Raw genomic sequence first — 22,150 nt, forward strand, 5'->3', positions numbered from 1 at the left:
CTCCACGAGCAGTGTTGGTAAGCGATTGGGATGGGCGATCAGGTCGCCTCTGTTATTGCTTTTATTGATAGATCAATGCACTTGCTGCAAGGGGTCGAGCGCGCGGACGTGCTCGACTTGCCAGCCGATCGGCACGACATCGCCCACGCTGAGCGTCGGGTCCAGTTCAGCAATCGGCTGTTTGACGAAGAAGTCGTTCTTGCCTGCCACTTCCAGGCGCACGCGAACGTGGTCGCCCAGATAGATGAACTCGGCCACACGACCGGAAAACCGGTTGGCACAGCTCTCGCTGCGACCATTGAGGTTGATGCGCTCGGGACGGATCGACAGGGTCACCGGACCGCCAGGCTGACCGACGTTGATCGCCAGTGCGTGGACTTTCTCGCCACGCTCCAGCTCGACCACGCAGCGGTCGCCGTCCTGGCTGACCAGACGTCCATTGAGGCGGTTGTTCTCGCCGATGAAGTTGGCCACGAAGGTGTTCTTCGGCTCTTCGTACAGGCTGCGGGGCGGTGCGATCTGCTGGATCTCGCCCTGATGGAAGACGGCGACCCGGTCGGACATGGTCAGGGCTTCGCCCTGGTCGTGGGTCACATAGACCACGGTCACGCCCAGGCGCTGGTGCAGGTGCTTGATCTCCATCTGCATGTGTTCGCGCAGCTGCTTGTCGAGAGCACCGAGCGGCTCATCCATCAGCACCAGCTGGGGTTCGAACACCAGCGCGCGTGCCAGCGCCACGCGTTGCTGCTGGCCACCGGACAACTGCGCCGGGTAGCGATGCGCAAACGTGTCCAGCTGGACCATGCCCAGTGCCTTTTTGACCTTCTCGCCGACGTCGGTCTTGCTCATGCCACGCACCGACAACGGGAACGCCAGGTTCTCGGCCACAGTCATGTGCGGAAACAAGGCGTAGTTCTGAAACACCATGCCGATGTCGCGTTTGTGCGGCGGCACGTTGTTGATGGCGCGGCCACCGAGGAGGATTTCACCAGCCGTCGGGGTCTCGAAACCGGCCAGCATCATCAGGCTGGTGGTCTTGCCCGAGCCGGACGGACCGAGCAGGGTCAGGAACTCGCCCTTGCGAATGTCCAGGTTGAGGTCTTTGACGATCAGTGCTTCGCCGTCGTAGCTCTTCTGCACACCACGAAAGCTGACCAGAACATCATTTGCTCCAGCGCTTGTATCGACGTCGCTCATTACCCACACCTTTGTTTTGTCTGCGTGGGCTCAAGCCTAGAGCAGCCCGAAGCCCCGGCAAATCGGGGGCCGGGAGAGAATCGCCTAGGCTGGCTGGAAGGCCAGGGGTAGGGATTGCCCTACAGAGATGGCGCGATTGGATATGTCGGTTCCTCCCCTTCTCGACGCGCGGCATCGCAAGAGGACGCAGAGCGTCCCGAACGGCATGCCCACGCGGAGCATGGGCACGATAGCGTTCTCAAGGACGCCTATCGCTCCGAACGGTATGCCCACGCAGAGCACGAGAACAATAGCGTTCTCAAGGACGCCTATCGTTCCGCAGGCTCCGCGTGGGAATGCAGGTCTCGACGCTCTGCGTCGCAAAGGGGCGCGGGGTGTCAGGTGTCGTTTTCAGACTCAGAGCAGCTTGTGCTCCATTGCGTACTTGACCAGATCGGCCAGCGAGTTGAGTTTCATTTTTTGCATCAGCCGCGCCTTGTGGGTGCTGATGGTCTTGCTGCTCAAGGCCAGTTGCTGAGCGATGTCGTTGACGTTGGCGCCCTGGGCGAGGCGCTCGAATACTGAAAACTCGCGCTCCGACAGCAGCGAGTGCAGAGGCCGGCTGTCGGTGAGGCCGACTTCGAAGACCATGCGGTCGGCCAGATCCGGATCAATATAACGCCCGCCGGCTGCCACCCGGCGAATGGCCGTCAGCAGCAGCGCCGGATCGCTGTCCTTGGTGGCATAACCTGCCGCGCCGACCTTCAATGCACGCGCAGCCATCTGCGCCTCATTGTGCATCGACAGCACCAGAATGGCCGGCGGGTTGGTCAATGCGAGAATCCTCGGTATCGCCTCAAGCCCGTTGACGCCGGGCATGGAGATATCCAGCAGCACCACTTCGCAGGCCACATGACGCAGGGTTTCGAGCAACTGTTCGCCATTGCTCGCCTCGCCCACCACTTGCAGATCCCTGGCCAGACCAATCAATTGCTTGATCCCTTCACGCACGATGGTGTGGTCTTCGGCTACCAAAACACGAATCACTGTCTTCGCTCCTGTGCGAGGGTGTCCAGCGGGATATAGGCGCGCAAGGTTGTGCCCTCACCCACCTCGCTGTCCAGCTCCAGTCGGCCACCGAGCATCAGCACCCGCTCGCGCATCCCGACCAGACCGAACGAAACCGCCCTGCCTGACTCGATGACAAACCCCTGCCCGTCATCGGCGACGCTCATGCACATCATGCCGTCCTGCAGCGTCAGACTGATCTCTACCGTGTGTGCCCGGGCATGGCGCATCACATTGGTCAGGGCCTCCTGAAGGATCCGGAACATGCCTGTAGCCCGGGCATCGCTGAGCGCCGGGAGATTGTCCGGCACCTGCACCAGACAAGGGATCTGCGTGCGCGCCTCGAAACGGCGCGCCTGCCATTCAATGGCTGATGCGATGCCGGCATCGAGAATCGGCGGCCGCAAGGCCGTGGCCACATCGCGCACCAGTTGAAACAACTGAGCGATCAGACGCTTCATGCTGTCCAGTCGCTCGCTCAGGCCAGGGTCGAGGTCGGCATAGGCCAGCTCGCACATCGACGTCTCGAGCTTCAATACCGTCAGCATCTGACCCAGTTCGTCATGAACCTCGCGGGCAATATGCGCCTTCTCCTCTTCACGCACGCTTTCCAGATGCGCCGACAAGTCACGTAACTGGTCATGCGCGCGGCGTCGTTCGCTGACGTCAGTGAGGAATACCACCAAGTATTCGGCGTCACGAAAGCGCAGGAAGCTCAACGAGATATCGGTGGGCAGCAGGCTGCCATCGGCGCGCAGGCAATGGGTCTCGAAGACTTGCGGGCTGTCTTCGCTGGAGCGCGCGTTCTTCCACAGGTTGAGCCAGCGATCCATATGCAGACCGGGCTCGAAATCGATCAGCGGGCGCTCTACCACCTGCCCCGGCGCATAGCCCAGCATGGACTCCGCTGCCCGGTTGGCGTAACGCACACGGCTGTCCCAGTTGACCCACAGGATGCCGACGGTGCTTTGATCAATAGAGAATTGCGCCAGATGCAAGGCTTCCTCGCCCTCGACACGAAGGGCGAGTTCTTCGCGTGCAGCCAGCAGTTCCTGCTCCAGCGCCTGCTGCTGGCGTCGCTGCCAGACCACGATGGCGAAACACGCCAGCAACATCACCAGCAGCAGAATGCACAGGTTCTTCCAGAGCTTGGTCGACTCGATGAAATGTGCGGGGGTCAGCGGCATCCAGCGCGAATGCAGTTGCTCCAGCTCCTTGGCAGGGATCGCCCGCAATGCTGCGCTGACGATGGCCGCCAGTTCCGGCATGTCGCGACGTGAAGCCACACGTAACAATTGGGGCAGCCCGATATCCCCCACCACCGCCAGCCCTGCGAACTCCGGCTCGCGCAGCAAACGGCTGAGTTGCGCCTCGTCCACCACGGCATAACGTGCTTGCTGACTGAGCAACAATTGCAGCGCCTGGCGCTCCAACGGCACTCCTTGCAGATTGAGGTGCGGGAAATTGCTGCGCAGGTAGTCCGCCGTGGTACCGGGCATGCGCACCGCAACGCGGGAAAGGCTATCGAGTTTCTCCAGATCCACGGCAGTGCTGCCATCACGTTCGCCGATCAACAACTGCGAAACACGCAAATACGGGTCGGAAAACAACCACAGACGCAGGCCTGCCGGGGTTTGTATCAAGCCGGGCGCAACGTCGATTTCACCCTTGGCCAGCGCGTTCTCCAGCGCGCTCTGGTCAGGAAAGTTTCGCCACAGCAACTCAACCGGCAGCGTCGCCGCCAGCGCATTCATCAAATCGACATTGGCGCCGGACAATTGCTGCAAACGTTGATCGAACTGCGCGTAAGGCGCCCGCAGTACCAGCCCTATGCGCAAGGGACCATGCTGGTCGAGCCAATTACGCTGCGCCGAACTCAACTGCGCAACGGCAGGTGTTTCAGGTTCGTCAGCCTGCGTATCGACCATCTGAGCCATCAAGAGCAAAGCCAGGCAGCCGATAAAACCGGTGCGCAGAAGACGAATCATCAGTATGTCGCTCTCGTGTGTGCGTATCGCGGTCATGTGCCGCGCAGGCTCAGGCCTGACAAAAGCCGATCAACCCATTAGGCTGCCGGGATAGTTTCTGGCTTGGAATATCCGATGTCCTACACCTTTCGCGCAACGTTTCCTGCATTGTTTCTGTCATTGATACTGCCTTGCGCCTTGCCTGCCGTCGCAGCCGACCCGGCCCCTGCCAAAGACGCTGCCGCGGATGCGCCGGTCGAAAGAGCCCCGCTGCTCAGCCGCTCGCAGGAAGACGCAATAGCACTGGAACGCCAATTGCCCCGCGAAGACCAGCAGCAACTTCAGGCCGGAGACGAAAGCTTTCTCGCGCTCTGGAAACCCGCCAACACCGACGCCCCCGAAGGCGCGGTCATCATTGTGCCTGGCGACGCTGAATCACCGGACTGGCCCGACGCTGTCGGCCCGCTGCGTCGCAAGTTTCCGGATGTCGGCTGGTCGAGCCTGAGTATCACCATGCCGGATCCGCTCGACAACACGCCGGGGGCACGCGAGCCCGATGCAACTCCGGCAGATGCAAACGCCAGCAAAGCCACTGAAACGCCGAAGGAAACACCCAAGGACGCCAGCGCGACAGCGAAGGACCCGGCGGCAGAAGCCGAGGCTCTGGCGGCTGCTGAAACAGCCAAGGCTGCAGCCGACGAAGAGATTAACAAGGCCCAGGCCGAGCGCATCTTTGCGCGGATCGAAGCCGCGATCAGCTTTGCGCAGCAGAACAAGGCACGCAGTATCGTGTTGATCGGCCACAGCAGCGGCGCGTACTGGGCGGCCAGGTTCCTCAACGAGCGGACATCGCCTGTGGTGCAGAAGCTGGTGATGCTGGCGGCGCGTGAACCCCTGAATGCCAAGCCTTCGCTGCTGGACATGGTGCCTCAGTTGAAAGTAAAAGCCGTCGACTTCATCTACAAAAACTCGCCTGACGAGGCTGCAAAAGCCCGCCTGCAGGCCAGTAAACGCACCAAGGGGCCGGGTTTTACCCAGATTGGTCTGATCAACATCGCCGGCAGCGGAGATACCGAACAAGAGCAGCTATTTCGCCGTGTTCGTGGCTGGATAGACGCCAAAGAGGAAAAATAAGCGCAGATTCAGTTGAACCCGCGTCGGGCTTTCACCACCCGATAGGCATTGTGCAACTCGCTGGTCTTCTCGGTCGCCACCCGCACTTGCTGCGGATTGGCGCCCGAGCCGGCAATCTTGTCAGGGTGATGCCGGCTGAGCAGACGCCGGTAGGCACGCTTGATGCTCAGAGGATCCGTGTCCGATCTTATTCCCAGCAGCGTCATCGCACTTTTGTAGTCGTCGCCGCTGCTGATCGGTGAACGCTTCATAGGGTCGTGGTCAGCCGCCAGCGCCTCGACCTGCGGCCCTGTCCAGCCAAGCCACATGCCCCATACCCCGATCAGCTCGCGCTCGACCCGAGAAGCCTTGCCGTCCGCCCAGGCCATCCGCCAACAGGCGCGCAACATGTCTTCGGCAATGTCCGGCTGCCGTTGCAGACCACGCAGATAACTGCGCAGCCCATCGGAGCCGTCGCGGCCGCGCTTGAAAGCGTTGATGGCGCGCAACTGATCCGTCTCGTTCAGATTCAAACGGCGCATCTCGATACGTGCCTGGTGGATATGGCTGGCCAGAACCCGTCCGTCACTTTTGGCCAGACGGCCCAGCAACACGAACAGCAGGTCGTCCTGGGGGATCGTTGCACGCCCACCCAGACGCTCACGCAGATGCGCCCAGCTTTGCAGCTTCAGGCGCCGGTCCAGCGCCTGCCCCAATAGAGCACCGAGCATTGCGCCTGGAATACTGGCAATTGCGTAACCGACTCCAGCGCCGATCAGTGTGCCGGGCCAAAGCATTCAGCGAGTCTCCGCAAGCATCTGCTCGGCTTCAGCCAGGCGCTCGTGGGTACCGACATCGACCCAGCGCCCTCGGTAGTGCTCGCCTGTGACCAGTCCCTTATGCATCGCCTCGCGCAACAGCGGCGCGAGCTTGAACGCGCCGGGCTCAGAGTTGGCAAACAGCTGTGGATGGAGGATGGCGATGCCGCTGTACGTCAACCGCTGACCTGCCGAATCGTCGTCGCGCACCTGACCGTCAACCAGTGAGAAATCACCCGTCGGATGGTGCGCAGGGTTATCGACCAATACCAGATGCGCAAGGCCCGCAAGCGGCACGCGCAATGCGCCGAAGTCGTAATCGGTCCAGATATCCCCGTTGATTACCACGAACGGCTCAAGGCCAAGCAGCGGCAATGCACGCTGAATGCCACCGCCCGTTTCCAGCGGCATGCCTTCAGGCGAATAACGGATGCTCAGGTCGAAACGCTGACCGTCACCCAGGTAATCCTCGATCTGCTGGCCCAGCCACGCATGGTTGATGACCAGTTGGTGAAACCCTGCATCGCGCAAGGCGCTCAGGTGGTATTCGATCAACGGCACATCACCGACACGTACCAACGGTTTGGGTGTGTGCAGGGTCAACGGGCGCATTCGCTCGCCTTTACCGGCGGCGAGAATCATCGCTTTCATGCAGTCCTCTTCGACACAATCAAGATCTTTTCCAAAATGGCCATCTTTCAAGGCGGCCATGTCTAAACCGGCCCTCTCAAGCTGGCCGTCTCTGTCTTTTCAGACAGCCGCGTCTACCGGTTGCAGACTGGTGAGCAACTGCCCGAGTTGCGCCAGCTCTGGGCGACGCGACAAAACCGCTTCTATATAAGCGAAAAAGCGCGGAACGTCTTCCAGGTAGCGCGGTTTCCCATCGCGGTGGCAAATGCGGGCAAAAATGCCGATCACCTTCAAATGTCGCTGTACGCCCATCAGATCACTGGCGCGCTCAAATGCGGCAAAATCTTCCTGTACCGGAATGCCGACGGCACGCGCCTGATCCCAGTAGGTGCGCAGCCAGTCACTGACACGCTCCTGCGGCCAGCTCAGAAATGCGTCCTTGAACAGGCATGTCACGTCATAGGTGACCGGGCCATAGACCGCATCCTGGAAATCCAGCACGCCCGGGTTGGGCTCGCTGATCATCAGGTTTCGCGGCATATAGTCGCGATGCACCAGTACTTTGGGCTGTGCCAGGGCGCTGTTGATCAACAGCTCGCTGACCTGCTGCCAGTCGCTCAACTGCGCCTCGTCCATCTCGATACCCAGGTGCCGCTTTACGTACCACTCGGGAAACAGCTCCAGCTCACGGCGCAGCAACGCCACGTCATAGCTGGGCAACGGCGCGTCCATAGGCAGTTGCTGGTAGGCCAGCAACGCCTGGATAGCATCAGCGAACAAGGCATCGGCATTATCGGCGTCAATGACATCCAGATAAGTCTGGCGACCCAGATCGTTGAGCAGCAAAAAGCCTTGTGTCAGGTCTTCGGCATAAATTTTTGGAACATTAATGCCCGACTTTTCCAATAAATGAGCGATATCCACGAACGGTTTGCAGTTTTCCTGCGGTGGAGGGGCGTCCATGACAATAAAAGTTCGGCCCGCACCCTCCCAGCGAAAATAACGGCGAAAACTTGCGTCACTACTGGCCGCAGTCAATGTAGCCGGGGGCACAGCGCCCCAACCGTGCGCCGAAAACAGCGCTGGCAACTGCTCATCGAGCCAAACTTTCAGGGATTGCAGGCGTATATCTTGATCTGACATTACAAGGGTCTCCGACGGCGCTAGCCGTCAAGCGGGTCATGCTTTATTATCCGGAATCTTTTTCAGCCCATCGAGAGGCGTGCGGCCCCCCCGCGGGCAGATGGCGCGCAGGAAGCCCGGACTAATAAGATGGCATTGAAATCCCCCGCGTTTCGTAAAAAATTTCCGTTGCTCGTAACCGGCAGTCTGCTGGCGATGCAACCTCTGGCCACTCAGTTCGTGGTCGCCGCGGAACAGTATGACTGCTCAGTCTCTGCTTCGGGTGCCTGGAACTGTGCGCCGAAATCCAATGCTGCTGCAGTGGATCTGCCTCCGCGCCCCGTGCATGACACGACGTCGGTCAGTTCCAACGGCACGGTCACCTCACAAGGCACCTCTTCGGGTGAACAGTCTGCGGGTACGCAACTGGTCACTGAAGCCAAGGGCAAAGGTCTGAAGTCGCGTAGTGCTGACTACAGCCACCTCGATTGGGTTCCTCGCGAAAAGCTTACCGCAGCGCAACTGGCCGAGACCGGCCCGTATTGCTCGGGTGCCTACGTCGAGCCGATCCGTCCTGGCATGGACGACAAGACGCCGATGAAAGACGCGCCGATGTTCGTCGGAGCCAAGGCTTCGCGTTACGAACAGGAAGCGCAGGTCGCCACGCTGGCGGGTGATGTCGTGATGCGCCAGGGCAGCATGCAGGTGCAGGCCCAGGAGGCTGCACTGCATCAGGCCGAGAACCGTGGCGAGCTGAACGGCGATGTCCGTCTGCGCGACAATGGTGCACTGATCGTCGGTGACAAGGCCGAACTGCAACTCGATACCGGCGAAGCCCGTGTCGACAACGCCGAGTACGTCCTGCACAAGTCGAACATTCGCGGTAACGCCCTGTACGCCAAGCGTGCAGAGAACGCGATCATCCGGCTCAAGGACGGTACCTACACGACGTGCGAGCCGAACAGCAACGCCTGGACGCTCAAGGGCAACAACATCACGCTGAACCCGGCCACCGGCTTCGGTACAGCGACCAACGTTACCCTGCGGGTCAAGGACATACCGGTTCTGTACACGCCGTATATCTACTTCCCGATCGACGACCGTCGTCAGTCCGGTTTCCTGCCGCCGTCCATTGCAGCAGGCGGCGACAACGGCTTCACGCTGGTCACCCCGTACTACTTCAACCTGGCGCCGAACTACGACGCCACGTTGTACCCGCGTTACATGGCTGATCGTGGCTTGCTGATGGAAGGCGAGTTCCGCTACCTGACCAAAGGCAGCGAAGGTCAGTTTGGCGGCGCGTACCTGAACGACGAAAACGACGACCGCAAACTGCAGTCGGACTACGACAAGACCCGCTGGATGATCAATTGGCAGCACAAGGGCGGGCTTGATACGCGCTGGCTGACCCAGGTCGATTACACCGACATCAGCGATCCGTACTACTTCCAGGATCTGGAAACCGATCAGATCGGCGTTAAAAGGACTGACTTCCTCAACCAGCAAGGCTCCCTGACCTACCGTGGCGACAGCTTCTCGGCAGTGCTCAATGCTCAGGCCTACAAGCTGGCGACGGTTGCCAACGTTACGCCGTACAACCGCCTGCCTCAGCTGACACTGAACGGTACGTTGCCCTACAACCCCGGCGGCCTGAAGTTCGATTATCAGACTGAAGCGGTGCGCTTCGAACGTGACCTGCGCAGCGGCGCGTTCATCGATGAAGACGGCAACTCCGAGACACGCCTGGACAACAACATCGCCGGCCTGGCTCGCGCCAACGGCGATCGTCTGAACCTGGCACCGTCGGTCAGCCTGCCGATGAACTGGACCTATGGCTTCCTGACGCCGAAGCTGAAGTATGTCTACACGCAATACGATCTGGATCTCGACAGCCAGGGCAAAAACACGCTCCTGGCCGGCGAAGAGTACAGCAGCAGCCAAAGCCGCAGCGTGCCGATCTTCAGCGTCGACAGCGGCCTGTACTTCGACCGCAATACCAACTGGTTCGGCAAGGATTATCGCCAGACCCTGGAGCCGCGCCTGTTCTATCTCTATGTTCCAGAGAAAGACCAGACCGACATCCCGGTATTCGACACCAGCGAAAGCACCTTCAACTTCGCTTCGCTGTTCCGTGACAACCGCTTCACCGGTTCCGACCGCATCGGCGACGAGAACAAGCTGTCGCTGGGCGTCACCAACCGCTGGATCGAGGAAAACGGCTTCGAACGTCAACGCTTCAGCATCGGTCAGGCGCTGTATTTCGAAGACCGCAAGGTGCAGTTGCCGGGCGTGGTGTTCGCGGATCGTGATGATGCGCGCTCCAACGTTTCGCCTTATGCACTGGAATACGAATACCGCTTCAACCGCGACTGGCGCTTCAACTCCGATTTCAACTGGGATCCGGACAGCCGAAGCACCCGTTCGGGCAGCGCAATGTTCCACTACCAGCCTGAAGACAATCCGAACAAGGTCGTCAACCTTGGCTACCGCTATCGCAACGACCAGATTCGTTACGACGAAAGCACCGGCCGTTGGGTCGTGGGTGGTGGCGACTACGGCACCCCGGGTTCGCCAAACTATGTGAAGGACTACTACAAGATTCAGCAGCACGATTTCTCGGTCATCTGGCCGATCGTGCCGCAGTGGAGCCTGATCAGCCGCTGGCAGTATGACTACAACCGTGAACGCACCATCGAAGCTTTCGGCGGATTCGAGTACGACAACTGCTGCTGGAAAATGCGTCTGGTCAATCGCTACTGGATCGACTACGACGAGTTCAGCCAGGCAGCACCTCAGAACGAGAAAGGCGACCGCGGCATATTCCTACAAATCGTGTTGAAGGGGCTCGGCGGTGTCACTGGCGCCAAGGTAGACAGCTTCCTCGACAAAGGCATTCAAGGTTATCGTGAACGTGAAGACCAAGCTTTCTGATTGTCTGCGCCCGCTGATGCTGGGCGCGTTACTCCTGAGCGGTGCAGTGCATGCTGCGGTTCAACCTCTGGACAGTGTCGTGGCTATCGTCGACAACGACGTGATCATGAAAAGCCAGATGGACCAGCGTGTACGTGAAGTTCAGCAGACCATTGCCAAGCGTGGTTCTGGTGTACCGCCTGCAGAAGCCCTGCAACCACAGGTTCTGGATCGTCTGATCCTGGAAAACCTGCAGTTGCAGATGGGCGAACGCTCTGGCATTCGCGTCTCCGACGACGAGTTGAATCAGGCCATTGGCACTATTGCCCAGCGCAACAACATGAGCGTGGATCAATTCCGCGCCGCGCTGGCGCATGACGGTCTGTCCTATAACGATGCGCGCGAACAGGTGCGCCGGGAAATGATCATCAGCCGCGTGCGTCAGCGCCGGGTGGCCGAACGTATCCAGGTGTCCCAGCAGGAAGTGAAGAACTTCCTCGCCTCCGATCTGGGCAAGGCTCAGTTGTCTGAAGAGTTTCACTTGGCCAACATTCTGATCGCTACGCCTGACAGCGCTTCTTCGGACGCCATCCAGGCTGCAGCGGCCAAGGCCAAGGGTATCTACGACCAGCTGAAGAAAGGTGCTGACTTCACCCGGCTCGCAGCCACCTCCTCGTCCAGCGAAAACGCACTGGAAGGCGGCGACATGGGCTGGCGCAAGGCTGCACAACTGCCACCGCCGTTCGGTGACATGCTCAGCTCGATGCCTGTCGGTGACGTGACACCTCCTGCACGTACGCCGGGCGGTTTCATCATTCTCAAGCTGCTGGAAAAGCGTGGCGGCCAGGGTCAGGCGCAAATGCGTGATGAAGTGCATGTGCGTCATATCCTGATCAAGCCAAGCGAAATTCGTAACGAGGCAGAGACCAAGCGTCTTGCCCAGAAGATCTACGACCGCATCCAGAACGGCGAAGATTTCGCCGAGCTGGCGAAAAGCTTTTCGGAAGATCCGGGTTCTGCGCTCAATGGCGGCGATCTGAACTGGGTTGATCCCAACTCTCTGGTTCCGGAATTCCGTCAGGTCATGAGCGAAACGCCACAAGGCGAATTGTCCAAACCGTTCCAGACCCAGTATGGCTGGCATGTTCTCGAAGTACTCGGTCGTCGCTCAACGGACGCTACCGATCAGGCTCGTGAACAGCAGGCGCTGAACGTATTGCGTAACCGCAAGTACGACGAAGAGCTGCAAACCTGGCTGCGCCAGATTCGCGACGAAGCCTACGTTGAAATCAAACTCCCTGGCGCGACCCAGGCTGCACAGTGAAACCCAAGCGTTTCGCACTGACACCCGGCGAGCCGGCCGGCATAGGTCCCGACCTTTGCCTGCTGCTCGCCACGCAGCCTCAGCCATACCCCCTGATTGCCATCACCAGCCGTGACCTGCTCCTTGAGCGGGCCGCGCAACTGGGTGTGGCGGTCAGTCTGATCTCAGTCACGCCCGACGCGCTCCCCGACCTGCCTGCACCTGCCGGCAGTCTGTATGTCTGGGATACGCCACTGGCCGCTCCGGTGGAAACCGGCGTGCTGAACAAGGCCAATGCTGCATTCGTCCTGGAAACCCTGACTCGCGCGGGCCAAGGCTGCCTGGATGGGCTGTTCAGCGGCATGATCACCGCCCCGGTGCACAAAGGCGTGATCAACGACGGCGGTATCGCGTTTTCCGGACACACCGAATTTCTCGCTGAACTGACTCACACCGAACAGGTAGTGATGATGCTGGCGACCGGCGACCTGCGCGTAGCACTGGTGACCACTCACCTGCCGTTGCGCGATGTGGCCGACGCCATCACAGCGGATCGTCTGGAGCGCGTGACACGCATCCTGCACGCCGATCTGGTCAACAAGTTCGGCATTGCCCACCCACGCATTCTGGTCTGCGGCCTCAATCCTCATGCCGGCGAAAGCGGGCATCTGGGTCGTGAGGAAATCGACATCATCGAACCTGCTCTGGAGCGCCTGCGCAGCGAAGGCCTGGACTTGCGCGGCCCGCTGCCTGCAGACACTCTGTTTACCCCCAAATATCTGGAGCACTGCGACGCAGTGCTGGCGATGTACCACGATCAGGGCCTGCCCGTGCTGAAGTACAAAGGTTTCGGCGCAGCGGTCAATGTGACGCTCGGCCTGCCAATCATCCGCACCTCTGTCGATCATGGCACGGCGCTGGACCTGGCTGGCACCGCAAACATCGACACCGGCAGCCTGCACGTCGCACTGCAAACCGCCTACCAGATGGCCGAGACCCATTCATGACCGAGCAATACCAACACCGGGCGCGCAAGCGCTTCGGGCAGAACTTCCTGCACGATGCAGGCGTTATCGACAAGATCCTGCGCGCCATCCGTGCCAAACCTGAAGACCGGCTGCTGGAAATCGGGCCGGGCCAGGGTGCACTGACCGAGGGCCTGCTCGACAGCGGCGCTCAGCTGGACGTGGTCGAGCTGGACAAGGACCTGATCCCAATCCTGAACGGTCAGTTCGCCAACAAGCCGAACTTCAACCTGCATCAGGGCGACGCGCTGAAGTTCGATTTCAACACCCTCGGCGCCGAACCGCGCAGCCTACGGGTGGTGGGCAACCTGCCGTACAACATCTCGACACCGCTGATTTTTCACCTCCTGCAGAACGCCAGCCTGATCCGCGACATGCACTTCATGCTGCAAAAGGAAGTGGTCGAGCGCATGGCTGCCGGACCCGGCGGTGGTGACTGGGGCCGCCTGTCGATCATGGTTCAGTACCATTGCCGCGTGGAACACCTGTTCAACGTCGGACCGGGTGCGTTCAACCCGCCGCCGAAAGTGGACTCGGCCATTGTGCGCCTCGTCCCTTATGAAACACTGCCGCACCCTGCCAAGGATCACCGTGTGCTGGAGCGCATCGTGCGTGAAGCGTTCAACCAGCGTCGCAAGACCCTGCGCAACACGCTCAAGCTGCTGTTGACCAGCGACGAGATTACCGCTTCCGGAGTAGACGGCAGCTTGCGTCCCGAGCAGCTCGATCTGGCTGCATTCGTTCGTCTGGCAGACACTCTCAGCGAAAAAGTTGTGACCGAGTGAACCCTGGGGACAAGTAAACGGCAGGCTCGGTCTTCATTTTCCGCTTACTTGTCCTAGACTGATCTACCTGCCGCACACGCCCTTTTTCGCAGCTATGGATTTCAAGGCCTATTGCATGCCCGATTCTCGTTACAAGGTCGACGTCAGCGTCGTCACACGCTTCCTCTCGGAACAGTCACAACCCGAGCAGAACCGCTTCGCTTTCGCCTACACCATCACCGTGCACAACAACGGCGAGTTGCCTGCCCGGCTGCTGTCGCGGCACTGGGTCATTACCGACGGTGATGGCAATGTCGAGGAAGTACGGGGCGAAGGCGTGGTTGGCCAGCAGCCACTGATCAAGGTCGGCCAAAGCCATACCTACAGCAGTGGTACGGTCATGACCACCAAAGTCGGCAATATGCAGGGCACCTACCAGATGCTTGCCGAAGACGGCAAACGCTTCGATGCCGTTATCGAGCCTTTCCGTCTGGCCGTTCCGGGCTCGCTGCACTGATGGCAGTGTACGCCGTGGGTGACCTGCAAGGCTGCCTTGAACCTCTGCAATGCCTGCTCGAGCACGTCCACTTCAACCCGGAGCAGGATCGCCTCTGGCTGGTGGGCGACCTCGTTAATCGTGGCCCGCAATCGCTGGAAACGCTTCGCTATCTGTACAGCATCCGCGAATCGCTGGTGTGCGTGCTCGGCAATCATGACCTGCACCTGCTGGCAGTGGCCCGTAAAAAAGAGCTGCTGAAGAAAGGCGACACGCTGCTTGAAATCCTTGAAGCGCCTGACCGTGACGACCTGCTCGGCTGGGTACGCCGGCAAAAGCTCATGCATTACGATGCAGAACGCAATGTCGCTATGGTGCATGCCGGTATCGCGCCGCACTGGACGCTGAAAAAAGCCTTGAAGCACGCCGCCGAAGTCGAGCACGCGCTGCAGGACGATCAGTTGTACGGCGCCTTTCTCGACGGCATGTACGGCAATGAACCAGCCAAGTGGGACAACGACCTGCAAGGCGTGACGCGTCTGCGGGTCATCACCAACTACTTCACCCGCATGCGCTTCTGCACCAGCGACGGCAAGCTCGACCTGAAGAGCAAGGAAGGGGTCGGCACCGCGATACCTGGCTACGCGCCCTGGTTCAGCCATCAGAGCCGCAAGACCCGAGACGTGAAAATCATTTTCGGCCACTGGGCTGCACTGGAAGGTCGCTGCGACGAACCGGACGTCTTTGCCCTCGACAGCGGATGTGTCTGGGGCGGCTCGATGACGCTGCTCAATGTCGATACGCTTGAACGTCATCAGTGCAATTGCGATGCTATCGGCAATGCCGCCGACGGGCTTGTTACCCGCGTGCAACCCGGCGCTACTCCCCTTTCGTAACCTCAGGCTCAGGAGCCCAGGCAATGACTGAATTCAAACGTATCCCACCTGAACAGGCGCAGGCTCTGCGCGAGCAAGGCGCCGTGCTGGTCGATGTTCGGGATCCACAGGCTTTTCAGAGCAATCACATTCCCGATTCTGTGCATCTGGACAACCACTCGATCGCCGACTTCATCCGCGAGGCCGACCTGGACAAGCCGTTGGTGGTCGTCTGTTACCACGGCAACTCCAGCCAGAGCGCTGCAGCTTATCTGGTCGGCCAGGGTTTCTCCGATGTGTACAGCGTTGACGGTGGTTTCGAGCTGTGGCGCGCCACTTACCCGCAAGAAACCGTGCAAGGCTGATAGAAAATATTTTTATGACAGCTGATCCCGCGTTCTACGCGGGCTCGCGAGCCATCTGACGAACGGTCACCCCCTCTTCTCGCGCATCCCTTCTTTATCTTTCCGAATCCGAACTATCCTTAGCCTAGGCCATCCGTATTCAGGGGAGAGCCGGTACACCGGCGCGTGGGTCATCGGTAGTTACTTTTAAGGTGTTCTGGGGGGAAACAGCAGCCGTAGTGCTACGGTTGTTGCCAGCATCGACTGACGATCCGCCGCCGGCTCCACGTATCGAGCGAGGTGACGTCATGAGTATATTCAGCCACTTCCAACAACGCTTCGAAAGCACGAGGCAAGAAGAGCTCTCGCTACAGGAGTATCTGGAGCTCTGCAAACAGGATCGCAGCGCCTATGCCTCTGCCGCAGAACGCCTTCTGCTGGCTATAGGCGAACCTGAACTGGTGGATACCTCCACCAACTCCAGGCTGTCGCGCATTTTCTCCAACAAGGTCATACGCCGCTATCCGGCCTTTGCCGACTTCCACGGAATGGAAGAATGCATCGACCAGATCGTTTCGTATTTCCGCCATGCCGCCCAAGGCCTGGAAGAGAAGAAGCAAATCCTGTATCTGCTCGGCCCGGTGGGCGGCGGTAAATCGTCCCTGGCGGAAAAACTCAAGCAACTGATCGAAAAAGTACCGTTCTACGCCATCAAGGGCTCGCCCGTCTTCGAATCGCCCCTGGGCTTGTTCAACGCCACCGAGGACGGCGCGATTCTCGAAGAAGACTTCGGGATTCCGCGACGCTACCTGAGCACCATCATGTCGCCTTGGGCAACCAAACGCCTGGCCGAATTCGGCGGTGATATCAGCCAGTTCAAGGTCGTGAAGCTCTACCCTTCTATTCTCAACCAGATTGCCGTGGCGAAAACCGAACCCGGCGATGAAAACAACCAGGACATCTCTGCGCTGGTCGGCAAGGTGGATATCCGCAAACTGGAAGAATTCCCGCAGAACGACGCCGATGCCTATAGCTACTCGGGCGCGCTGTGCCGGGCCAACCAGGGCCTGATGGAATTCGTCGAGATGTTCAAGGCGCCGATCAAGGTCCTTCACCCGCTGCTCACCGCAACCCAGGAAGGCAACTACAACAGTACCGAAGGGCTGGGCGCGATCCCGTTCAACGGTATCCTGCTGGCGCACTCCAACGAATCGGAATGGCACAGCTTCCGCAACAACAAGAACAACGAAGCCTTCATCGACCGTATCTACATCGTGAAGGTGCCGTACTGCCTGCGTGTCAGCGACGAGATCAAGATTTACGACAAGCTGCTGTTCAACAGTTCGCTGTCCAAGGCGCATTGCGCGCCGGACACTCTGAAAATGCTCGCGCAGTTCACCACACTGTCGCGCCTCAAGGAGCCGGACAACTCCAACATCTACTCCAAGATGCGCGTGTATGACGGCGAGAACCTGAAAGACACCGACCCGAAAGCCAAGTCGATTCAGGAATACCGCGACAGCGCGGGCGTCGACGAAGGCATGAATGGCCTGTCGACCCGCTTCGCGTTCAAGATCCTGTCCAAGGTCTTCAACTTCGATCCGCACGAAATCGCGGCCAACCCGGTGCATCTGCTTTACGTACTGGAACAGCAGATCGAACAGGAGCAATTCCCTGCCGAAACGCGCGAACGCTATCTGCGCTTTATCAAGGAATACCTGGCACCGCGCTATATCGAGTTCATCGGCAAGGAAATCCAGACGGCGTATCTGGAATCCTACAGCGAGTACGGTCAGAACATTTTCGACCGCTACGTGTTGTATGCGGACTTCTGGATTCAGGATCAGGAATACCGCGATCCGGAAACCGGCGAGATCCTCAACCGCGTCGCCTTGAACGAGGAGCTGGAAAAGATCGAGAAACCGGCTGGCATCAGCAACCCGAAAGATTTCCGCAACGAAATCGTCAACTTCGTGCTGCGTGCCCGCGCCAACAACAATGGCAAGAATCCGACCTGGCTCAGCTACGAGAAGCTGCGGGTGGTGATCGAGAAGAAAATGTTCTCCAACACCGAGGATCTCCTGCCCGTCATCAGCTTCAATGCCAAGGCCAGCAAAGAGGATCAGCAGAAGCACAACGACTTCGTGACACGAATGGTCGAGAGGGGCTACACGGACAAGCAGGTACGTCTGCTTTCCGAATGGTATCTGCGCGTGCGGAAATCGCAGTAAAGCAGCTGCAAGCTTCAAGCTATCAGCTGCAGGCGAAAAGCGATCGAGACCCGGGCTCGGGATCGATCGCATGCTCGCCTGCAGCTTGATGCTTACAACTTGAAGCTCCCCGGAGGAGCCTATGAGCTATGTGATCGACCGACGTCTCAACGGCAAGAACAAGAGCACGGTAAACCGGCAGCGGTTTCTGCGGCGTTACCGTGACCACATCAAGAAAGCAGTGGAGGAAGCAGTCAGCCGTCGCTCCATCACTGATATGGAACACGGCGAGCAGATCAGCATTCCCGGGCGTGACATCGACGAACCGGTCCTGCACCACGGTCGCGGCGGCAAGCAGACCGTTGTTCATCCTGGCAATAAGGAGTTCACCACAGGTGAGCACATCGCCCGCCCTCAAGGCGGCGGTGGCGGCAAGGGCCCCGGCAAGGCGGGCAATTCCGGCGAAGGAATGGATGAGTTTTCGTTTCAGATCACTCAGGAAGAGTTTCTCGAGTTCATGTTCGAAGACCTTGAGCTGCCGAACCTGGTCAAGCGCAACCTGACCGGCACCGACACCTTCAAGACCGTGCGTGCCGGGATCAGTAACGAAGGCAATCCGTCGCGGATCAACATCATCCGTACCCTGCGCTCGGCGCATGCACGGCGCATCGCGCTGTCCGGCAGCAGTCGCGCGAAACTCAGGGAGGCCACTACCGAGCTTGAGCGCATGAAGCGTGAAGAGCCGGATAACTTCGGTGATATTCAGGAACTGGAAGTAGAGATCGACCGACTGAAAGCACGCATCCGTCGTGTGCCCTACCTCGACACCTTCGACCTCAAGTACAACCTGCTGGTCAAGCAACCCAACCCCAGCTCCAAAGCGGTCATGTTTTGCCTGATGGACGTCTCCGGCTCCATGACCCAAGCGACCAAGGACATCGCCAAGCGTTTTTTCATTCTGCTGTACCTGTTCCTCAAACGTAACTACGACAAGATCGATGTGGTCTTCATTCGTCACCACACCAGCGCCCGCGAAGTGGACGAGGAAGAATTTTTCTATTCCCGGGAAACCGGCGGCACCATCGTTTCCAGCGCCTTGAAACTGATGCAGGAAATCATGGCCGCACGCTACCCGAGCAGTGACTGGAATATCTACGCGGCACAGGCGTCGGATGGCGACAACTGGAACGACGATTCGCCCATCTGCCGGGAAATTCTCACCAAACAGATCATGCCTTTCGTGCAGTACTACACGTACGTGGAAATCACGCCGCGCGAGCACCAGGCCTTGTGGTATGAATACGAACGCATCGGTGAAGATTTTGCCGACACGTTTGCCCAGCAACAGCTGGTCTCTGCCGGTGATATCTATCCGGTATTCCGCGAACTCTTTCAGCGAAGGTTAGTGTCATGACCGCCAGAGAGCAGAAGCGCCAACCCCTTTCCACGGGGTCAGAGTGGACATTCGAACTGATCCGCGCCTACGACCGCGAAATCGGCAGGATTGCCGAGCGGTATGCGCTGGATACCTACCCCAACCAGATCGAAGTGATCACGGCCGAGCAGATGATGGACGCCTATGCTTCGGTGGGCATGCCGCTGGGCTATCACCATTGGTCCTACGGCAAACACTTCCTCAGCACGGAAAAGTCCTATTCTCGCGGCCAGATGGGCCTGGCCTACGAGATCGTCATCAACTCGGACCCGTGTATTGCCTACCTGATGGAAGAAAACACCATCTGCATGCAGGCGCTGGTCGTGGCCCATGCGTGCTATGGCCACAACAGTTTCTTCAAGGGCAACTACCTGTTTCGGACCTGGACCGACGCCAGCTCGATCATCGACTACCTGGTGTTCGCCAAGCAGTACATCATGCAGTGCGAGGAACGCCATGGCATCGATGCCGTGGAGGACTTGCTCGACTCCTGCCATGCGCTGATGAACTACGGTGTGGACCGCTACAAGCGCCCGTACCCGATTTCCGCCGAAGAGGAGCGCCGTCGGCAGAAGGACCGTGAGGAGCACCTTCAGCGGCAGATCAACGATCTTTGGCGCACGATCCCAAAAAATGCCGACAAAAGCAGCAAGGAAGACAATGCACGCTTCCCGGCCGAGCCGCAGGAAAACATTCTCTATTTCATCGAGAAACACGCCCCGCTGCTGGAGCCCTGGCAGCGTGAAGTGGTGCGCATCGTGCGCAAGATCGCGCAGTACTTTTATCCACAGCGCCAGACCCAGGTGATGAACGAAGGCTGGGCGACGTTCTGGCATTACACGCTGATGAATGACCTGTACGACGAAGGGCTGGTCACTGACGGCTTCATGATGGAGTTCCTGCAGTCGCACACCAGCGTGATTTTTCAGCCCGGTTTTGACAGCCCCTACTACAGCGGCATCAATCCCTACGCACTGGGCTTTGCCATGTATCAGGACATCCGCCGGATGTGCGAAAACCCTACCGATGAAGACCGGCAGTGGTTTCCGGAAATCGCCGGCACCGACTGGCTGACGGCGATCAAGTTTGCGATGACCAGCTTCAAGGACGAGAGCTTCATTCTCCAGTACCTGTCGCCCAAGGTGATTCGCGACCTGAAACTGTTCAGCATCATGGACGACGACCAGCAGGATGACTTGCTGGTGCCCGCCATTCATGATGAAAACGGCTACCGAACCATCCGCGAGATACTTGCTGCGCAGTACAATCTGGGCAATCGGGAGCCCAATGTGCAGATCTACAGCATCGACCGCCGAGGCGACCGCTCGCTGACCCTGCGCCACCAACAGCACAATCGCAAACCGCTCGGTGAATCGACAGACGAGGTGCTCAAACACCTGCACCGGCTGTGGGGCTTTGACATCCACCTGGAAACCTTGCAGGGCGATCAAGTGGTCAAGACCCATCACGTCCCCCCAAAAGGCGAGCATGCCGACAGTGAATATCCCCGGCTTGATATGGCGGTCGTCCACCTTTAAGCGCCAAGGCAATAGCGCTTAAAACGCCTATTCATTCAGCTTTAGCCTCCGCAAGCACGGCACAAGGTTTATCCTGTCGCGCTTACGGAGGTTTTTTATGCAGATTTATAAAGTGGGCGGTGCTGTACGCGACCGTCTTCTGGGTCAACCTGTCACGGACATCGACTGGGTCGTGGTCGGCGCAAGCACCGAGGACATGCTGATCAAGGGCTATCGTCCGGTCGGTACAGATTTCCCGGTGTTTCTGCATCCGCTGACCAATGAGGAATACGCGCTAGCGCGCACCGAGCGCAAGAGCGGCGTGGGCTACGGAGGCTTTGTTTTCCACGCCAGCCCCGAGGTGACGCTTGAGCAGGATTTGATTCGGCGTGACCTGACGATCAACGCCATGGCGGAAGACAAGGACGGTAATTTAACCGATCCCTACAACGGCCAGAAGGACCTGGAAGCGCGGATATTGCGTCACGTTTCCCCCGCATTCGCCGAAGATCCGCTCAGGGTCTTGCGCGTGGCCCGATTCGCCGCACGTTACGCCGGTTACGGTTTTACCATTGCCCCCGAGACCCTTGGGCTGATGCGACAGCTCAGTGAATCGGGCGAACTCAAGGCGCTGACTGCCGAGCGAAGCTGGAAAGAGATCTCTCGCGCACTCATGGAGGAACAGCCCCAGGTGTTCATTCAGGTGCTGCACGATTGCGGCGCGCTCAAGGAGCTGATGCCGGAGGTCGAAGCGTTGTTTGGCGTACCGCAGCCGGCGGCGCATCACCCGGAAATAGACACCGGTGTACACGTGCTCAGCGTCCTCGAACAGTCCGCACGCCACAAACACCCGCTAACGGTGCGCTGGGCCTGCCTGCTGCACGACCTCGGCAAAGGGCTGACGCCGGAAGCCGAATGGCCAAGGCACATCGCCCATGAGCACACCGGCCTGCGCCTGATAAAAGTGGTGAACGAGCGTTTTCGTGTACCCAGGGACTGCCAGGAACTGGCGCTGCTGGTCGGCCAGTACCACACCCACGGCCACCGAGCGCTGGAGCTGAAACCCTCGACCCTGCTGGAGCTGCTGCAAAGCTTCGACGTCTACCGCCGCCCGCAGCGTTTTGAAGAGTTCATTGCGGCGTGCGAGATGGACGCGCGAGGACGTCACGGCTTTGAACAACGCAGTTATCCACAGGCCGGTTACCTGCGCGGCGCAGCCGAGGCCGCACGCGCGGTATCAGTACAGCCGCTGCTGGAACAGGGTCTGAAGGGCAAGGAACTGGGTGATGCGCTGAAAAACGAGCGTTTGAAGGCGCTGAAAACCTACAAGGCTGAGCACATCGCCTGACAGCCTCTTGTGCACGGTTATCGCTCCCA

General features: G+C 59.3%; 18 protein-coding genes. 12 read left to right on the forward strand and 6 right to left on the reverse strand.

What is annotated here, in order from left to right; all coding sequences use genetic code 11:
• Positions 1-72: 72 nt before the first annotated feature.
• The 3 genes from LCH65_RS21975 to LCH65_RS21985 form a co-directional block, all read right to left on the reverse strand.
• A complete protein-coding gene (locus LCH65_RS21975; RefSeq protein WP_003372763.1) occupies positions 73-1,197 on the reverse strand; it encodes an ABC transporter ATP-binding protein in 1,125 nt (374 codons plus the stop codon).
• Between the two features lie 396 nt (positions 1,198-1,593).
• Entirely contained in the window at positions 1,594-2,223 is a 630-nt protein-coding gene (locus LCH65_RS21980; protein WP_003341145.1) for a response regulator transcription factor, read from the reverse strand.
• Positions 2,220-4,268: a transporter substrate-binding domain-containing protein gene (locus LCH65_RS21985; RefSeq protein WP_226439793.1), complete on the reverse strand. Its 2,049-nt coding sequence runs from the start codon at positions 4,266-4,268 to the stop codon at positions 2,220-2,222. The genes LCH65_RS21980 and LCH65_RS21985 overlap by 4 nt, the downstream gene beginning before the upstream one ends.
• A gap of 78 nt (positions 4,269-4,346) precedes the next feature.
• On the opposite strand from LCH65_RS21985, the gene LCH65_RS21990 reads away from it, so the two are divergent.
• A complete protein-coding gene (locus LCH65_RS21990; protein ID WP_024663245.1) occupies positions 4,347-5,345 on the forward strand; it encodes an alpha/beta hydrolase family protein in 999 nt (332 codons plus the stop codon).
• 8 nt (positions 5,346-5,353) lie between these two features.
• On the opposite strand, the gene LCH65_RS21995 is transcribed toward LCH65_RS21990, so the two are convergent.
• The 3 genes from LCH65_RS21995 to LCH65_RS22005 form a co-directional block, all read right to left on the reverse strand.
• Positions 5,354-6,121 (reverse strand): TerB family tellurite resistance protein, encoded by a 768-nt coding sequence (locus LCH65_RS21995; RefSeq protein WP_003433228.1) that lies wholly within the window; start codon positions 6,119-6,121, stop codon positions 5,354-5,356.
• On the reverse strand, positions 6,122-6,793 hold the full coding sequence (gene murU, locus LCH65_RS22000; protein WP_003433236.1) for an N-acetylmuramate alpha-1-phosphate uridylyltransferase MurU: 672 nt from the start codon (positions 6,791-6,793) through the stop codon (positions 6,122-6,124).
• A 99-nt stretch (positions 6,794-6,892) separates the two neighbouring features.
• Positions 6,893-7,915, reverse strand: a complete 1,023-nt coding sequence (locus tag LCH65_RS22005) for a phosphotransferase (RefSeq protein ID WP_044309473.1) — start codon at positions 7,913-7,915, stop codon at positions 6,893-6,895.
• Positions 7,916-8,044: 129 nt separating this feature from the next.
• Between LCH65_RS22005 and LCH65_RS22010 the strand changes: the two genes are divergently transcribed.
• The 11 genes from LCH65_RS22010 (at position 8,045) to LCH65_RS22060 (ending at position 22,121) form a co-directional block, all read left to right on the forward strand.
• Complete coding sequence (locus LCH65_RS22010) at positions 8,045-10,825, forward strand: LPS-assembly protein LptD (RefSeq protein ID WP_003433243.1); 2,781 nt, start codon at positions 8,045-8,047, stop codon at positions 10,823-10,825.
• Complete coding sequence (locus LCH65_RS22015; protein WP_003433245.1) at positions 10,806-12,128, forward strand: peptidylprolyl isomerase; 1,323 nt, start codon at positions 10,806-10,808, stop codon at positions 12,126-12,128. The genes LCH65_RS22010 and LCH65_RS22015 overlap by 20 nt, the downstream gene beginning before the upstream one ends.
• A complete protein-coding gene (gene pdxA / locus LCH65_RS22020; protein WP_003433247.1) occupies positions 12,125-13,114 on the forward strand; it encodes a 4-hydroxythreonine-4-phosphate dehydrogenase PdxA in 990 nt (329 codons plus the stop codon). Before LCH65_RS22015 ends, pdxA begins: the two co-directional genes overlap by 4 nt.
• Positions 13,111-13,917, forward strand: coding sequence for a 16S rRNA (adenine(1518)-N(6)/adenine(1519)-N(6))-dimethyltransferase RsmA (gene rsmA, locus LCH65_RS22025; RefSeq protein WP_003433248.1), 807 nt, complete (start codon positions 13,111-13,113; stop codon positions 13,915-13,917). Before pdxA ends, rsmA begins: the two co-directional genes overlap by 4 nt.
• A 115-nt stretch (positions 13,918-14,032) precedes the next feature.
• Complete coding sequence (apaG, locus tag LCH65_RS22030; RefSeq protein WP_003316251.1) at positions 14,033-14,413, forward strand: Co2+/Mg2+ efflux protein ApaG; 381 nt, start codon at positions 14,033-14,035, stop codon at positions 14,411-14,413.
• Positions 14,413-15,288: a symmetrical bis(5'-nucleosyl)-tetraphosphatase gene (locus tag LCH65_RS22035; RefSeq protein WP_226439794.1), complete on the forward strand. Its 876-nt coding sequence runs from the start codon at positions 14,413-14,415 to the stop codon at positions 15,286-15,288. The genes apaG and LCH65_RS22035 overlap by 1 nt, the downstream gene beginning before the upstream one ends.
• Positions 15,289-15,311: 23 nt before the next feature.
• The gene (gene glpE, locus LCH65_RS22040) at positions 15,312-15,632 is read left to right on the forward strand and encodes a thiosulfate sulfurtransferase GlpE (RefSeq protein WP_003372784.1); all 321 of its coding nucleotides are present in this window, start codon (positions 15,312-15,314) and stop codon (positions 15,630-15,632) included.
• A gap of 287 nt (positions 15,633-15,919) precedes the next feature.
• Entirely contained in the window at positions 15,920-17,842 is a 1,923-nt protein-coding gene (locus LCH65_RS22045) for a PrkA family serine protein kinase (protein WP_003372786.1), read from the forward strand.
• A 121-nt stretch (positions 17,843-17,963) separates the two neighbouring features.
• Positions 17,964-19,235 carry a YeaH/YhbH family protein gene (locus LCH65_RS22050; RefSeq protein WP_003433255.1) on the forward strand — a complete coding sequence of 424 codons (1,272 nt, stop codon included), beginning with the start codon at positions 17,964-17,966 and terminating at the stop codon, positions 19,233-19,235.
• On the forward strand, positions 19,232-20,794 hold the full coding sequence (locus LCH65_RS22055) for a SpoVR family protein (protein WP_003433256.1): 1,563 nt from the start codon (positions 19,232-19,234) through the stop codon (positions 20,792-20,794). Before LCH65_RS22050 ends, LCH65_RS22055 begins: the two co-directional genes overlap by 4 nt.
• Positions 20,795-20,891: 97 nt before the next feature.
• Positions 20,892-22,121: a multifunctional CCA addition/repair protein gene (locus LCH65_RS22060; RefSeq protein WP_003433258.1), complete on the forward strand. Its 1,230-nt coding sequence runs from the start codon at positions 20,892-20,894 to the stop codon at positions 22,119-22,121.
• Positions 22,122-22,150 lie beyond the last annotated feature (29 nt).

The sequence above is a fragment of the Pseudomonas sp. MWU16-30316 genome (assembly GCF_020515645.1).
Lineage (GTDB): Bacteria > Pseudomonadota > Gammaproteobacteria > Pseudomonadales > Pseudomonadaceae > Aquipseudomonas > Aquipseudomonas cerasi.